At 50.1% G+C, this 15,147-nt stretch carries 18 protein-coding genes; 4 read left to right on the plus strand and 14 right to left on the minus strand.

Going from position 1 to position 15,147, the window contains the following annotated elements; all coding sequences use genetic code 11:
• Positions 1 to 254 precede the first annotated feature (254 nt).
• From glpG to ftsY, 7 genes are all read right to left on the minus strand, one after another.
• Entirely contained in the window at positions 255 to 1,085 is an 831-nt protein-coding gene (gene glpG, locus L4D79_RS21955) for a rhomboid family intramembrane serine protease GlpG (protein ID WP_428654375.1), read from the minus strand.
• Between the two features lie 80 nt (positions 1,086 to 1,165).
• Positions 1,166 to 1,495 carry a thiosulfate sulfurtransferase GlpE gene (glpE, locus tag L4D79_RS21960; protein WP_428654377.1) on the minus strand — a complete coding sequence of 110 codons (330 nt, stop codon included), beginning with the start codon at positions 1,493 to 1,495 and terminating at the stop codon, positions 1,166 to 1,168.
• A gap of 2 nt (positions 1,496 to 1,497) precedes the next feature.
• Positions 1,498 to 1,719: a hypothetical protein gene (locus L4D79_RS21965; protein WP_428654379.1), complete on the minus strand. Its 222-nt coding sequence runs from the start codon at positions 1,717 to 1,719 to the stop codon at positions 1,498 to 1,500.
• 247 nt (positions 1,720 to 1,966) lie between these two features.
• Positions 1,967 to 2,827, minus strand: a complete 861-nt coding sequence (rpoH, locus tag L4D79_RS21970; RefSeq protein WP_428654381.1) for an RNA polymerase sigma factor RpoH — start codon at positions 2,825 to 2,827, stop codon at positions 1,967 to 1,969.
• A gap of 122 nt (positions 2,828 to 2,949) precedes the next feature.
• Complete coding sequence (gene ftsX / locus L4D79_RS21975) at positions 2,950 to 3,876, minus strand: permease-like cell division protein FtsX (RefSeq protein WP_428654383.1); 927 nt, start codon at positions 3,874 to 3,876, stop codon at positions 2,950 to 2,952.
• Entirely contained in the window at positions 3,863 to 4,534 is a 672-nt protein-coding gene (gene ftsE, locus L4D79_RS21980) for a cell division ATP-binding protein FtsE (protein ID WP_428654386.1), read from the minus strand. Before ftsE ends, ftsX begins: the two co-directional genes overlap by 14 nt.
• A 3-nt stretch (positions 4,535 to 4,537) precedes the next feature.
• Complete coding sequence (gene ftsY, locus L4D79_RS21985) at positions 4,538 to 5,899, minus strand: signal recognition particle-docking protein FtsY (RefSeq protein WP_428654388.1); 1,362 nt, start codon at positions 5,897 to 5,899, stop codon at positions 4,538 to 4,540.
• A gap of 145 nt (positions 5,900 to 6,044) precedes the next feature.
• Between ftsY and rsmD the strand changes: the two genes are divergently transcribed.
• Positions 6,045 to 6,650 carry a 16S rRNA (guanine(966)-N(2))-methyltransferase RsmD gene (gene rsmD / locus L4D79_RS21990; protein ID WP_428654390.1) on the plus strand — a complete coding sequence of 202 codons (606 nt, stop codon included), beginning with the start codon at positions 6,045 to 6,047 and terminating at the stop codon, positions 6,648 to 6,650.
• Positions 6,647 to 6,913, plus strand: coding sequence for a DUF1145 domain-containing protein (locus L4D79_RS21995; protein ID WP_255040276.1), 267 nt, complete (start codon positions 6,647 to 6,649; stop codon positions 6,911 to 6,913). Before rsmD ends, L4D79_RS21995 begins: the two co-directional genes overlap by 4 nt.
• 55 nt (positions 6,914 to 6,968) lie before the next feature.
• On the opposite strand, the gene L4D79_RS22000 is transcribed toward L4D79_RS21995, so the two are convergent.
• From L4D79_RS22000 to L4D79_RS22020, 5 genes are all read right to left on the minus strand, one after another.
• The gene (locus tag L4D79_RS22000) at positions 6,969 to 7,559 is read right to left on the minus strand and encodes a YhgN family NAAT transporter (RefSeq protein ID WP_428654393.1); all 591 of its coding nucleotides are present in this window, start codon (positions 7,557 to 7,559) and stop codon (positions 6,969 to 6,971) included.
• A gap of 170 nt (positions 7,560 to 7,729) precedes the next feature.
• Complete coding sequence (locus L4D79_RS22005; protein WP_428654395.1) at positions 7,730 to 7,975, minus strand: YecH family metal-binding protein; 246 nt, start codon at positions 7,973 to 7,975, stop codon at positions 7,730 to 7,732.
• Positions 7,976 to 8,073: 98 nt separating this feature from the next.
• Entirely contained in the window at positions 8,074 to 8,406 is a 333-nt protein-coding gene (locus tag L4D79_RS22010; RefSeq protein ID WP_428654397.1) for a DUF7577 domain-containing protein, read from the minus strand.
• Positions 8,407 to 8,474: 68 nt separating this feature from the next.
• Positions 8,475 to 9,101, minus strand: a complete 627-nt coding sequence (locus L4D79_RS22015; RefSeq protein ID WP_428654399.1) for a lysoplasmalogenase — start codon at positions 9,099 to 9,101, stop codon at positions 8,475 to 8,477.
• A 989-nt stretch (positions 9,102 to 10,090) separates the two neighbouring features.
• The gene (locus L4D79_RS22020) at positions 10,091 to 10,456 is read right to left on the minus strand and encodes a DUF4145 domain-containing protein (RefSeq protein WP_428654401.1); all 366 of its coding nucleotides are present in this window, start codon (positions 10,454 to 10,456) and stop codon (positions 10,091 to 10,093) included.
• Between the two features lie 228 nt (positions 10,457 to 10,684).
• Between L4D79_RS22020 and L4D79_RS22025 the strand changes: the two genes are divergently transcribed.
• The gene (locus tag L4D79_RS22025; protein ID WP_428654403.1) at positions 10,685 to 11,020 is read left to right on the plus strand and encodes a DUF2500 domain-containing protein; all 336 of its coding nucleotides are present in this window, start codon (positions 10,685 to 10,687) and stop codon (positions 11,018 to 11,020) included.
• An 18-nt stretch (positions 11,021 to 11,038) separates the two neighbouring features.
• On the opposite strand, the gene L4D79_RS22030 is transcribed toward L4D79_RS22025, so the two are convergent.
• Both L4D79_RS22030 and L4D79_RS22035 read right to left on the minus strand, forming a co-directional pair.
• Complete coding sequence (locus L4D79_RS22030) at positions 11,039 to 12,043, minus strand: acyltransferase (protein WP_428654405.1); 1,005 nt, start codon at positions 12,041 to 12,043, stop codon at positions 11,039 to 11,041.
• 154 nt (positions 12,044 to 12,197) lie between these two features.
• The gene (locus L4D79_RS22035; protein ID WP_428654407.1) at positions 12,198 to 12,920 is read right to left on the minus strand and encodes an SDR family oxidoreductase; all 723 of its coding nucleotides are present in this window, start codon (positions 12,918 to 12,920) and stop codon (positions 12,198 to 12,200) included.
• A 553-nt stretch (positions 12,921 to 13,473) separates the two neighbouring features.
• Here L4D79_RS22035 and L4D79_RS22040 point away from each other — a divergent pair.
• Complete coding sequence (locus L4D79_RS22040; protein WP_428654410.1) at positions 13,474 to 15,069, plus strand: AbgT family transporter; 1,596 nt, start codon at positions 13,474 to 13,476, stop codon at positions 15,067 to 15,069.
• Positions 15,070 to 15,147 lie beyond the last annotated feature (78 nt).

Here is a 15,147-nt window from a genome sequence, read left to right on the forward strand (position 1 = left end):
ATAGTATTTTTACGATAGTATGGGTACAAACGAGTACAGGACGAGCGAAAGTAATCAATTTCACTCAAGGTATGCAAATTATTGCTCTAATGAAGGTAAGAAAATGTGAATAGTGTCAAATAGGTAGATTAAATCGCTACCTGGGAGGAAATATGTGAGAGATTTTGCCTAAAGTATGGACGGGTTTGATATATCAACAAAAAAGGTGAACACCCCAAGACGGATATCCACCTCTTTTTTGCGCCAACATTGACCTATCGACGTAGTTTAGCGTCCACCCAGCCAAGGGCACAGCCGCTGAGCAAGCCAAATAGATGGGCCATATTGGCAACGGACATGCCCAGCACATCGGCAAACCCCAGCACCAACCAGGCTAGCATAAAGGCGACATAAGGCTTGGGAATGGACAAGCCGCGCTGCGGCGCCAGCCACCCCATCCACCAGATATAACCCAATAGGGCATAAACGACGCCGGATAAGCCACCGAAGTTCGGGCCATGGAACCAAAATTGGGCAAACCCCGAGATCAACGCCGAGATCAGAAAGACCTGAAGCAGCTTGGCACTGCCGCTGTGCTGCTCGAGCTGGCCGCCGAGGATCCACCACCACAGGCAATTGAAGATCACGTGCAGGGTCGAGAAATGGATCAGCGCGTGAGAGAAAAAGCGCCACAGCTGCCACTCATCCCCTTCCATCAGCGGAAAATGCATCAGGGCAAAAACGGGCTGCTGCAATCCCAGCAACCACAGCAGGTAAATCACCACCGACGCGGCCATTACCAATAGCGTGAACGGCCCGGCCTGAGCACGAACCAAACCGAGTAAGCTGGGGCTGCGGTAATGAAACTTGGCGGTCCGGCTTTCGGCCACCTGCCATGATGCCGCCTGGTACTTGCGATCAGAGGGGTTGGACAGAAACTGGTTGAGCTCAGCCTCTACCTCGACCCAATGCTGTCCGTCTTCCAGCCACAGGGCAAACAACCCCTCGGGTTCGGGGGCCATCACCAGCGAAATCCCACGCGAGGCCATATAGTCAATAAACGCCTGCGCCTGGCGGGGGTTGTTCAATCCGGCTAAGCGGTGCATATCTATCTCCACAGTGAAAGACTTTCGGCAACATCAGGTGATGAAGCCAAGCGATACCTGTCCCGCCGCCGCCTTTGGGATCAGGCCATCTGGATACACGCGAATGCGTTGCGCTTCCAAGCTTCAAACCCACCATCGAGGCTGTAGACACAGTCGTAGCCCTGGTGGATCAAGTACTGGGCAGCCCCTTGGCTGCTGATGCCGTGGTAACACATCACGATCACAGGCTGCTCGAAATCAACCTCATCCATAAACGCCACCATTGTATCATTAGTTAGATGAATCGCGCCTTCAGGATGGCTCAGGGCATAGGACTGAGGATCGCGAATATCCACCAGTACCGCTTCGCTACCGTCCTGCGTGAGCATGGCATGGGCCTGCTCGGCAGAAATGTGTTCAAATTGCTCCATAATTACGCTGACTCTTGTTGGTATTGATCAACAGGCAGGATCTGCTGCCCGGGAAAAATGTGACGATCGTCCGTTTTGGCCGAAACCACCTCACCTCGTCTTATTTTGTCATTGTAACCGATCAAGTTACTCACAACCCCATCGAAAAAATAGGGATATCGGCCAAGCGCAAAATAAACCCGAAGCCGCGTACGGCAAGGGCTGGCAACAACAGATGCAAACATCAACCACCCCAGGTGATTAAAACATCACCAGCTGTGGAAAAATCTGTGAATTGCGTTGATAATGTGTTCTGTCAAATTTGGATCCACTATATATAGATCGGATCATGTAAAAAGCTGTGGATAACGTTATTTCAACGTCACATTTTTGCTGGATTTCGTGAGCTATCTCTCGGATTTTAGGCACAAAAAAACCAGCCTTTGGCTGGTTTTCTTTCTTCGCGATTTGTGGATAGTTTGCCAAGGATCCTTAGGCAAAATCACCCACTGCTTCCTTGAGCTTTTTCATCGCATTTTTCTCAAGCTGGCGGATCCGCTCAGCAGAGACCTGATAATGTTCTGCAAGCTCTTGCAAGGTAGACTTACTGTCTTCCAACCAACGCGAACGCACAATGTGCTGGCTTCGTTCATCGAGACCCGACAGGGCATTGGACAAACGGTTGTTCGCATGGGCTTCCCAGTTGTTTTCCTCAACGCTCAAGGCAACATCTGATGATTTATCTTCAAGATAATACGCTGGCGCGCTGTAGCTAATGCCGCGATCATCATCTTCGGCCGGCATTTCGAAAGCCGGATCCTGAGCGGCAAGGCGGGATTCCATCTCACGGACTTCGTTCGCCTCAACACCGAGCTGCTCGGCAACCATCGCCACTTCATCATTATTGAACCAGCCAAGACGCTTTTTGGCCTTACGCAGGTTAAAGAACAATTTTCGCTGAGCTTTGGTTGTCGCAACCTTAACGATACGCCAGTTACGCAGAACATACTCATGGATCTCCGCTTTGATCCAGTGAACCGCAAATGACACCAAGCGAACCCCGACCTCAGGGTTGAAGCGCTTGACCGCTTTCATCAAGCCAATATTGCCTTCCTGAACCAAATCAGCCATTGGCAAGCCGTAGCCAGAATAGCCACGAGCGATGTGAACAACAAAGCGCAGATGGGACATGACTAATGCTTTTGCTGCATTGAGATCACCATCAAAATGAAGACGCTCAGCTAACTCGCGTTCCTGCTCCGCCGACAGCATAGGATAGCCGTTGACGCTCTGGACATAGCTATCCAGACTATCTGCAGTAACCAGAGCCATTGAAGTCATCTCTTTTGCCATTCAACAAACCTCGTTTATTTTTTGTACCAATGCGAAATTGCATGAACCGACAATGATGCCTGTAAAACAGGCCCTATTGCAAGCAAGCCGCGTAATTTACCCTATTTGTAGAGTGAAAAATGTCAGATAGGTTCAATTTCTTTCAAATGGCGTCCTGCTGACAAACGCGCAGCCAACAGGCCAAGGAAGACTGAGATCATCAATAAGATCAACGACTCATCCCAACCTAAACCGACCATTCTAAACGGGCTGTCATACAAATTCGCCAAATGGGCCACGGCGCCATCCAGCAGCATCGCAACCAATGCTGTCAGCACCCATGCCGCCACACCACCGATCAAACCATACCAAACACCGGTATAGAGATAAGGACGCAGGATAAAACTGTCGGTTGCCCCCACCAGCTTCATGACTTGAATTTCGTCACGCTGATTGAGTACCTGCAAGCGCAGGGTATTACCGACAATCAAGAACACCGCAAACAGCATCAGCCCGGAGATAATCATAGCCAGAATAACGACAAGTTGCTTAATCGCAGCCAAACGCTGGAGCCAATCGCTATCGAGCCGTACTTCGTCGACCCTGGTCTGGAGACGCAAACGGGATGCCAGTTCGGTTGCCTTGGCATCCAGCTGCCAGGCTTCGGCTGGCTTGATGATCAACACTGGCGGTAACGGATTGTCATCGAGTAGGCTCAGGGCTTGCTCAAAACCGGCCTGCTGACGGAACTCAACCAATCCCTGCTCGGGCGAAATCGACTCGAGCGATGCAATTTCCGGCCATTGGGCCAGCTCATCATGCAGCTGTTTAACCTGTCCTGCCGGCGTACCCGATTCTAGATATACCGTCATCTGGGTCGGGTTCTGCCACACTTGTGCCACCATGGTGACGTTCTTGGCAAACAAATAGAAACTGGTAGGCAGAGTCAGGGCAAAAGCCAAGACCGCCAAGGTCAAGATGTTGCCCAGCGGGCGGCGCATCATGTCTGCGAGTGACTGCTTACATTGCTGCTTGTGCAAGGCAAAAAAGCCCGTTTTATTTTGCGCCACTGGCTAGCTCCCTTAACTGTCCTTGATGCAGATCCAATCGGCGGTAGTGATGAGTGGTCAGCAGCGAGGTATCGTGGGTCGCCATCAGGACCGTGACCCCAACTCGATTAAATTCCTCAAACAATGCCATGATCTGACGGGACAAGGCCGCATCAAGGTTACCGGTCGGTTCATCCGCCAGCAACAGCATCGGTTTATTAACAATCGCTCTGGCAATACCTACCCGTTGCTGTTCGCCTCCCGAAAGCTGAATCGGCAGGCAGCGGGCTTTGTCCAGCAACCCGACCTTGTCGAGAGCCGCCGACACCCGGCGTTTGATCTCGTGCTCGGTCGCCAACTCGACCCGCAGTGGCAACGCCACATTGTCGTAGATAGTCCTATCCATCAACAACTTGTGATCCTGGAAAATGATGCCGATATTGCGACGCAGAAATGGGATCTGCTTATTCTCAAGGCGGGTAATATCATGCCCATTGAACATGATCTTGCCGTCACTGGGACGCTCAATGGCACAGATCAGTTTCAGCAGGGTACTCTTACCCGCACCTGAGTGCCCGGTCAGGAACGCCATATCTGCTGGCTGCAGATGGAAATCGACCTTTTGCAGAGCCTGGCGTCCGCCCCGATAAGCCTTACTTACCTGCTGAAACCGAATCACACCTTAATCCTCGTCACTAAACAACGCTTCGATAAATTCATCCGCCGCAAACGGGCGCAAGTCCTCGATCCCCTCACCGATACCGATATAGCGGATAGGAATGTTGAACTGATCAGCAATCGCAAAAATCACACCACCCTTGGCGGTGCCGTCCAGTTTGGTCAGGGTAATACCGGTCACCGGTGCCACTTCACTGAACAACTTGGCTTGGCTGATCGCATTCTGGCCAGTACCGGCATCGACGGTTAGCATAATTTCATGCGGCGCATGCGGGTCAACCTTCTTCATCACGCGGACAATCTTGCGTAATTCTTCCATCAAGTTGCCTTTGTTCTGCAGGCGGCCTGCTGTATCGGCGATCACCACATCGACATTTTTCGCCTTGGCCGACTCGATTGCATCGTAAATCACCGAGGCACTGTCAGCCCCAGTGTGCTGGGCAACAACAGGGACACTGTTACGCTCGCCCCAAACCTGCAGCTGTTCAACCGCCGCGGCACGGAAGGTATCACCGGCAGCCAACATCACTGATTTACCCTGGCTCTGGAACTGCTTGGCCAGCTTACCAATGGTGGTCGTCTTACCGACGCCGTTCACCCCGACCATCAAGATCACATAGGGCTTCTTGGCATCATCAATCACCAACGGCTGCTCGACCTTGGCCAGCATGCCGGCCAACTCTTCTTTCAGCAGGCCGTACAGGGCATCACCATCTTTCAATGATTTGCGATCGGCTTTTTCGGTCAGGTTTTCGATGATCTTAAGCGTTGTGTCCATACCGACATCAGCCACCAGCAGCTGCTCTTCCAGCTCCTCGAACAAATCATCGTCAATCTTCTTGCCCCGGAACAAGCTGGCAAAGCCCGAGCCGAAATTGCTCTTGGTTTTCTTCAGACCGCGCATCAGGCGGGCGAAGAAGCCTTCGCTTTTCGGTTTTTCTTGCAGGGCCTCAGCGTCTTGTAACTGATTTTCTTGTAACAGGGCTTCTTGTGCCTTGGCTTCCTCCTCAGCCGTCACCTGAGCTTCGGCTTCCGCCTCTGCTTTCGCTGCTGCCTCAGCTTCGGCTTCCGCCGTCGCTTTCGCTGCTGCCTCGGCTTCGGCTTCCGCCGCTGCTTTCGCTGCTGCCTCGGCTTCGGCTTCCGCCGCCGCTTTCGCTGCTGCCTCGGCTTCAGCTTCCGCCGCTGCTTTCGCTGCTGCCTCGGCTTCGACTTTCGCCGCCGCCTCAGCATCTAGCTGTTCATTCGATTGTTCTTTTACCGCTTCAGCCTCAGCTGAAACAGTTGATTGTTCTTGATTTTGTTCGGTTTGCTCCTCAGAGCCAAAACCCAACCACGAAAATAATCCGCGTTTCTTTTTTTCTGCCATTGGCAAATCCTAGAGCTTGATTGGTACAATTTGCGGCCTAAACACAGGTGTATTCCCTCAGCAGCATAAATTTCGGCATGCTTGTTTTCGCATACTGCCGAGAGGTTTAGGTATACTATCATTTTCTAAACGGTCGAAGAAATCTATGACAAGACGCAGACAACAATCAGGGCGAAATATGCCAAACAGTGGCCGTGACGGGTTCGTAAGGATCATCAGCGGGCGCTGGCGTGGGCGTAAACTGCCCGTTCACGACGTTGAAGGCCTTCGCCCGACCACAGATCGTGTCAAAGAGACCGTTTTCAACTGGTTGGCGCAAGACCTTATCGAGTCTCGCTGCCTTGACCTGTTCACCGGCAGCGGCAGTTTAAGCTTCGAGGCCCTATCTCGGGGGGCTAGCCATGTCACCATGCTGGAGCTCGACAAAAAAGCCGCTGAACAGCTGGAAAAAAACCGGGCAACGCTCGGTGCCGACAATGCCAAGGTGCTCAATACCGACAGCTTGGTGTTTTTAAAACAGTCCGGCACCCCGCATGATGTGGTGTTTATCGACCCACCATTTCGCAAAGACCTGCTGGATGAAACGATAGCTCTGCTTGAAAAAAATAACTGGCTATCGCCCCATGCGGTTATTTACATTGAAGCAGAAAAAGAATTCGGATCGCCAGTAACGCCAGCCCACTGGCATCTTCACAGGGAAAAAACAGCGGGACAGGTCTGTTACCGCTTATTCGAAAGAGAGGAAGCATGAAAGCACTGATTTTACTAGCCAAAGCGGCGATCGGCTTTGTCTGGCTGATTTTGCTGATCAACATTTTCCACCCGTTTCCGGGGGTCGCAGCGATGGCACTCTATATCATGACCGGGTTCCTGTTCATGATGCATGGCCTGCAAATGCTGATTTTCATCGGTGCTTTCGGTGACAAAATTACCATGACCCGCTGGGAAAAGTGGTCAATCTTAATCTTCGGCATTTTTGCCCTGCTCGACATTCGCCGCAAGCATATGATGTAAACCCACCAGCACGAATTAAAAAAAGAGCGAGGCTAACAGCTTCGCTCTTTTTTTATTAAGACATCATGAAAAAGTTTCGGACGCCATCCAGAAACATCTGGGTCGATATCATGATCAGCAATAGGCCCATCAAGCGCTCGACCGCCTTGAGGCCCTTTTCGCCAAGCAAGCGGTTGAATACTTCATAGAACATCAGAATCACAAACGATGCTCCCCAAGCCAACAACACCGCAATCACCCAGTCCGTAGTCCGGCCCGGCTCCTGATTAGACAGCAGCAGCAGCGATGCCAACACCGACGGTCCGGCAATCATCGGGATCGCCATCGGCACGATAAATGGCTCTTCACCCGCGGCAAGTCCGGTTACCCCTCCGGGCTGCGGGAAGATCATCCTGATCGCTATCAAGAATAAAATGATACCGCCGGAGATGCTGACGGTCTCTGTCGAGACATGCAGAAAGTTCAGCATTTTCTGGCCACCGAACAGGAACAACAGCAGGATCACCAAGGCAATCAGCAGTTCCCGAATCATGATAAAGCGACGACGCTTTGGCTCAATATGCCGCAAGATAGACAACATAACCGGCAAGTTGCCGAGCGGATCCATGATCAGAAATAGCATGACCGCCGCAGAAATAATTTCCACAGAGCAGACCTCAGATAGAGAAAAAGTAAAAGAAGTATCAAGAATTAAGAACGATCAGCCAGAAAGCCAACCGGAGGCGAAAGAGTATAACAAAGCATCAGCGGGGTGGCGATATTTTTACCTCTCATGCATCAGAGCGGCTAGCGGGCGCTAGCCAACTCAAATCAGAACTAGTGGCTGCACATCCGCTCTCGGTTTGCCGCGACATACTCGCCGTCCTGTACCACCTTGCGTCGATCCAATAGGAAAGTCATCAAAGCATCAAATGTCAGGTCTTGCTGGCTACACGTGTAGAAACGCACATCTTCGCCATATTCCGCAACAATCGCCTGCTTCAGGCTCGCAAAGGTATATGGGGTTTCAGCGGCCAATAACATATTCAGCAGGTTATGGGCATGGACTTGATTATCACTCATGGTAGGTATTCTCTTCACAGCACAATAGCACCATTGTAGCGGTCACCTGCTGGAGGAAATTTGACCAAAAACAAATTAATGCATTTTGTATATATGTTTTATGGATCAACCAAACGGTCCTGCCCGCACTGCCAGCATAATTCGAACTGGCTACCATTGGCCTCACCACAAGCCGGACAGACCCACCCCGATGGATCGGCGTGTTCATACTCTTCCAGCAGTAATTGGGCACTGGATTGTTGCGAAGCCTTCACCCACAAACCAACTTCCACCACATTGGCTGGCAACTCACCTGCAGCGGCTCCCAACCCCTCACCACTAAGATGAACCTCAATGTGCCTGGCTTCCAGCATGCCCTTAAGGCTATGCGCTTCAAGGGCATTACCCGCATCGTAGATTTTACACCACGCTTCTGACATAACCTTCCCCATGCCTCTCACCTGCTACCAGTATGATCTAAAGACAGGTTAATGGCCGGGAAAGTTTCATTTATCAGCCACTACACGACCAGCAAGGTGGCAACAAATAGCGACTGAGCAAGAAAATAGCTAGACATGATCATCGTCGTTGCCGAGCGAAACGGCCCACGAAAGCGATCAATCGCCAGGCAGAGATCGGAAAACATAAAGATTGCCGCCCCCGCAAAGGCCAGCAGTGCCGGCGTGGTTGAAGTCGTTAGCCAGAATTCACCAGCCGCCCAGGCCATCTGGGAAATGACGGCAATATAGATAGCAACCGGTATCAGCATCTTGCCTAGTGACGGTAACAAGAGAAGGAAAACAATCACACCGGCGGCAGCCAGCATAGCAGGCAGCCACCAAACAATCTGGCTTTCGAGCTGGGACCAGAACGCGGCAGAATAGCTGACATGTGCCAGGGCGAAAGCCACTAAACCGGGGATAAACCGATCTTTCGGCCACATGAGGAAGATATCACCCGCAATGGACAATACCAGCCCCGCCAAGATAGCCAGATGATAGACCCCGCCATCACCAGCCGGCCATGCGACGACGAGCAACAACAGCAAGGTGAAAGGCTTAAAGACATAAAATTGCCAGCGGGGACCATGATACGCCGCTGTGATGTGTAGAAGAGCAGAAAGAGCAATGGCTAACCAAACCCACATAGTTTCACCGTTATTATTATGGAATTGTCACAGAGCAAGAGTTTGAGCGCTCCGCGGCAAGCACAGTGTAGGATCTGACAGGCGATTGTCTAGCAAGGAAGGCCAATAACTAGCGGCGAATCATATTAATCATTATCTCTGCGGATGCTCCGAAAGCCAGCTGTTATCGCCTATTAGAAAAATAAAATAGCAAACGTTTGGCATTGCTTGAACAGCATTGACGGTCCATAGCACTAGTCAGCACAATCAAAAACCAAGACTAACGCCCTACAACACCCATTCTAAAAAACAAATAAAAACATTAAAAAACAAATAGATAACCAACAAATAAATGACTTTACCATAAGTTTTACATCAGCAGAGACTCAAGACAGTACTTAACGCAAGTCGCTTAAGGACAATACATAAAATCAACGCAAATATGCACTTCAAAGGCTTAGCGTTCGATAAAAGGGGCTAATCAACACGTTCAAAGCCAGCAATTAATACCACTTTCGATCAGCAAAAGCACTCACCGCCAGTTTTTAAAGAAAAAACACAAAAACCAAAAAACACCAATAAAAAAGCCAACTCACCACCAACAAAAACAACTAAAAAACAGATACTTAAAACACAAAACACTCCACAAATAGACACTAGAACACTTTTCAACCACACCAAAAAACACAGTTCACTTAACCCTAAAAGGCCTCATTCAGCCTCTATAAATTATTTTTATGACAACAATATGACAATTCAACTTGATAAAACCATAAAATAAGTGCTATTCTTATTTACAACATCAACTTAGCAGCTACAAGGAGCCTCTGCATGTTCACACCTTCACAAAAACAAGGCCTTATGATGATCGCAGTGGTTGTCGGACTCATGACGCTGCCAGTGATTTATTAAGCAAAAAAAATTCATAAAAAAAGGTGCCTTTCGGCACCTTTTTTGTTTTATCCAATCAATTCTATCCGCTAGAGATCTCTGCTACCGCCCGTTGGCCCTTAAGGGGTCAAATTGATCCGGTGCCAGTGGAGGGAATAGAACCATATTGCCAACGCCGTCACCCCCACAACCAATAATACCGCTGCCGTCCAGACAAAACGGCCACTTCGCGGGGTCAGTTCCTTTTCGCAAGCATTACAAGCCGCAATAAAACCTTTCTTGTCGTCGAGTTTATACCCTTCTTCATGCACGGTTTTGTTACGGACAGAAGCAATAAAACGTAACTTGGGAATAATTTCGTGTGGCAGGCGTTCTTCACAGCTAGTGATCAGCTGGTGCAAGCCTTTGCCCTCAGCATGGTAATGTTCACGCAACAGGCTTTCAATCCGCCTTGAACGTGTTACCACTAACTCAATGTTTGCCATCTAATCTCTTCCTTGCTCACTCTTTCTACTAACTTACCTCGACTTTGCACTAAAGCAAAGTACCGCGTCTCTCAGTGATAACCGATACGACCAGGGAATACTTGCAGGACTGGGCCGTATAACTGTTGAAGTCATACTTGCAGCGATCACGCTTTTTGCGACAGACCGTATCCAGATCCCCAAACTTGCCCAATAATGAAATCCCGTTGTGTCCAACAAGGAAGCCCTATGCCAACCAGTGTTCCCTTTATTATTATTGCCCTGCTGGCCATTGCTCTTTTCTGCTTCATCCGAGTCTACCGCCAACACACCGTGGGGGAAAATGCCCCGGAAAAGCAAATCGAAGTTCAGATCCTCGACAAACAAAGCTCACCGATCATTGGCGCCAGACCGGGTGAAGACGACGAGGAATACTGGATTTATGTGCAACCCACCCGAGGTGGGCCAAAACGTGAATTCATGGTCGGTATCCATTATTTCCATGCCCTCAATCCGGGGGATAAGGGAGTGATGACCTACCAAGGCGTCACTTTCCGCCATTTTGCTCTACACCGGGACGAATGATGCCCCTTGGAATCAAACTCAGGGCACCAACCAGGCAGTTTTAGGGCTCTTGCCCAGTAGCCAGCTAGCAGCAAGGGCCAGTGCCGTGATGATCACCGTCCAAAACGGGATCATCAGCACCGGTGGCAGGAAATACCAGTCATACGCCCTTACCGGCCACAAAAAGATAGGGTGAAGCAAATAGATCCCGAGGCTATAACGGCTCATAAAGGCCAATTTATCGAGCCAGCCTTCGCTGATCTTATCTGCCACATACCTGCCCAGCGCAAAAATCATGGCTGCGATAAGCGCGGTATTGAGCGTTTTGTAAGACATCCAGCGGCCAACCTTGTATTCCCCGGCGGCAAAACTATTGCTCAGCACCATGGCATCGGTTAACAACAACGCCACGATGCCCAGTGGCAACAGCCACTTCAGGCTCGGCCAACGCAACTGGAACACGCAGTAGCCAAACAGTAAGTAACCACTATACAAAACCAGTTCATGGCTCCAGGGACCGTCAATTTTGAGCAGGAGCAAGGTTGTCAGGGCTAGCCATACCAAGGTCAGGGCCAATGTCGCCTGCCTGTCGTAATGCTGGACAAAGTAGCGCAGGAAAGGCACAACGAAATAGAGCGGGATAAAGTAATAGAAAAAGCCAAGGTGGTAGTAGGTTTCATGTACCGGCATCGCCTTTAACGTTTCGATCGCCACATCGCCATCAAAACCCGCTGGCGATACCCCAGATAGCCAAGCATAAAACACCGACCATACTAGGAACGGCAGCAGTACCTTACCGAGCCGGCGACGGACATAATAGCTAAGTTCAAACGGGCGGGTGTCGGTCAGCATCAAGGCGCCGGTGATCATAATAAAGATCGGCACCGCCCAGCGGCTGAAGCTATTGAAAGTGGTGGCGGTTATCCAACCGCTGTCGGGCATCACCCCAAACTGATCACGATAAGGGCCCAGTACGTGTATTACCACCACCGCCACGGCGGCGACGCAGCGCAACACATCAAAAAAGCGAACCTTCTCCCTCACTTCTGCCCCCTCACCGCACAAACTAAAAAGGGTATCCCGTTGGGATACCCTTTTGAATATAGCAGGCGATTTTTATTAAGTAACTGAATAAGCGTAGATTTGCAGACAAAATCACTCAGCGCTGACATTCAGAAAAAACACCGCCCAACTTGGCTTATGGCTGTTGACGAGTCGCAGCCAGCACGATTTCACGAATACACAGATGCTGTGGCTGCTGGTAAGCGTAATGAATGGCATTGGCAATATCCTGCGGCGCTATCACCCCGCCCATGCCGTCTTTCCACTCTTCATAACCCGCTTTAATCGCATCGCTGGTGGTGTGGCTCAGCAATTCAGTGTCCACCGCGCCAGGTGCAATCGTAATAAAGCGAACGTTGTCGTCAGCCACTTCCTCACGGATATTTTCAGTAATAGCATGGACCGCGAACTTAGTGCCGCAATAAGCTGCATGGTTAGGGAACGTCTTACGACCGGCAACCGAACTGATATTAATCACGGTACCGCCCTGACGGGCTTTCATCTTGGCCAGCACCGCATGGATACCGTTTAGCAGACCCAGCACGTTAACATCGAACATGGTTTTCCATTCTGCCGGATCTTGTTCATGGGCAAGGCCAAGCAACATCATCCCGGCGTTATTAATTAAGCAATCCACTGGGCCGAACTGGGCTTCCGCCTCTTCTATCGCCGCAGAAAATGCCGGACCATCGGTTACGTCCACTTGGCGGCATAGGGTGTTTGGCAGTCCCAATGCAGTCAATCGGTCAATACGACGAGCCAGCAATAATAGAGGATGGCCTTGTGCTGATAATGTTCTAGCTGTCGCCTCACCAATACCTGAGCTTGCGCCTGTGATCACAACAAGAGACTTAGACATAGTTTCACCTTATATATAGAAAGAGAAAATCACCCCGGGCCCTTGCCCGCCAGGTTATTACCAGTGGCCACCAGCAGATGGACGCTACTATATCGGCCTAATCCCTTAGTGAAAAATATCGATTACCTCTGTTTATCATAAATTTTAGCTATGGATACGCCATATCACTGAAAACCCCGACAGAAAAATGCTAACAAACAGTTAATGAAATGCTGCCACACAGGAATTAATAGACGATAAATTACCCTTTTTGTGAAATCAAGCACGCTTTTTTCGGGCTGCGGTTTCTAATTAATTGATATCCGGTTATTGAGTAAAGGTTAACAAACCGAAAATAAACAACCAATTTCATAAAAACTAAAAATAACAAATAGAACAGCCATCACACAAACAGCATATACCAACCAAAAATTAACAATAACCAGACAAAAAATGAGCAACTGACACATTTTGACACAATTATATCTTGTTTGTGATGTTAACAATGACGTAACCTTCCCCGCGACAAGAGATGTACCCATTGATGGGATTAAAACGATAAATGGAGGTCGTGATGCATTCATCTGCTTCACCGCAAACACAACAACAACCGAAGAAAACATTATTTACCCGTTTTCTAGATACCGTCGAGTGGCTGGGTAACCTGCTACCACACCCAATTACCCTTTTTGCCCTTTTCTGTGTGGCTATCTTGGTCGCTTCTGGTATTGCTGGCTATTTCGGCTTATCTGTCGTCGATCCACGCCCTGAGGGTGCAGCTGGCCGTGCCGCTGACGGCATGATCCATGTGGTCAGCCTGTTCAATGCAGAAGGCCTGCAAAAAATCGTCGCTAACCTGGTCACTAACTTCACAGGTTTCGCCCCATTGGGTACCGTTCTTGTAGCCATGCTAGGTGTAGCAATTGCCGAACACTCTGGCATGCTATCTTCTGCAATGCGTGGCCTAGTAATGGGTGCCTCAAAGCGTATGGTGACACTGGTTGTCGTCTTCGCCGGTATCATTTCTAACACCGCATCAGAGCTAGGCTACGTGGTACTGGTACCGCTGGCAGCCATGCTATTCCACTCTTTGGGTCGTCACCCACTCGCTGGCCTTGCGGCGGCGTTCGCCGGTGTATCGGGTGGCTACAGTGCCAACCTACTACTCGGAACCGTTGACCCACTGCTATCGGGTATTACCCAGACGGCTGCGCAAATGATCGATCCGAACTACTCTGTTGGCCCTGAAGCTAACTGGTACTTCATGTTCGCATCAACCTTTGCTATCACCATCATGGGTGCCTTTGTTACCGAAAAAATCGTTGAGCCGAAACTGGGTAAATACAACCCGGAAGAAGCCAGTGAAGATCTCGGCGGTGACAAGCTTGGCAAGCTCACAGATATTGAGAAGAAAGGTCTGAAAATGGCGGGGCTGGCAGCACTTGTTGTGGCTGGCCTACTGGCGCTAACCATCGTGCCGGAAAATGGTATCTTGCGTCACCCTGAAACGGGCATGGTTGCAGGCTCTCCATTCCTTAAAGGTATCGTGGCCTTCATCTTCGTTTTCTTCGCCGTTCCTGGCTTTGTCTACGGTAAAGTCGTCGGCACCATGAAGAATGACCGCGACGTGATCGATGCGATGTCGAAGTCAATGTCTTCAATGGGCATGTACATCGTACTGGTATTCTTCGCTGCTCAGTTCGTCGCTTTCTTTAGCTGGACTAACTTCGGCCAGGTGTTCGCGGTTGGCGGTGCTGACTTCCTTCAGTCAATCGGTCTGACTGGCCCGGCACTGTTCTTCGCCTTCATCCTAATGTGTGGATTTATCAACCTTATGCTCGGTTCGGCATCGGCACAGTGGGCGGTAACAGCACCGATCTTCGTACCTATGCTGATGCTGGTTGGTTATGCACCTGAAACTATCCAGGCGGCTTACCGTATCGGTGACTCAGTCACCAACATCATCACACCGATGATGAGCTACTTCGGTATGATCCTGGCGGTTGCGACACGCTATAAGAAGAACCTAGGTTTAGGTACGCTTATTTCAACCATGCTACCGTACTCAATCGTCTTCATCGTGGGCTGGAGCCTCATGTTCTACCTATGGGTATTCGTATTCGGTATGCCTGTCGGTCCAGGTGCTGCGACCTACTACAGCGTAGGCTAACACTACACTCTGTCACCAAAGCCGGGCTTATGCCCGGCTTTGTGTTTTCTGCCCCGCCCAACCTCCATTGCCAAGCCG

This window comes from Photobacterium satsumensis, assembly GCF_050336935.1.
GTDB classification, from domain to species: Bacteria; Pseudomonadota; Gammaproteobacteria; order Enterobacterales; family Vibrionaceae; genus Photobacterium; species Photobacterium satsumensis.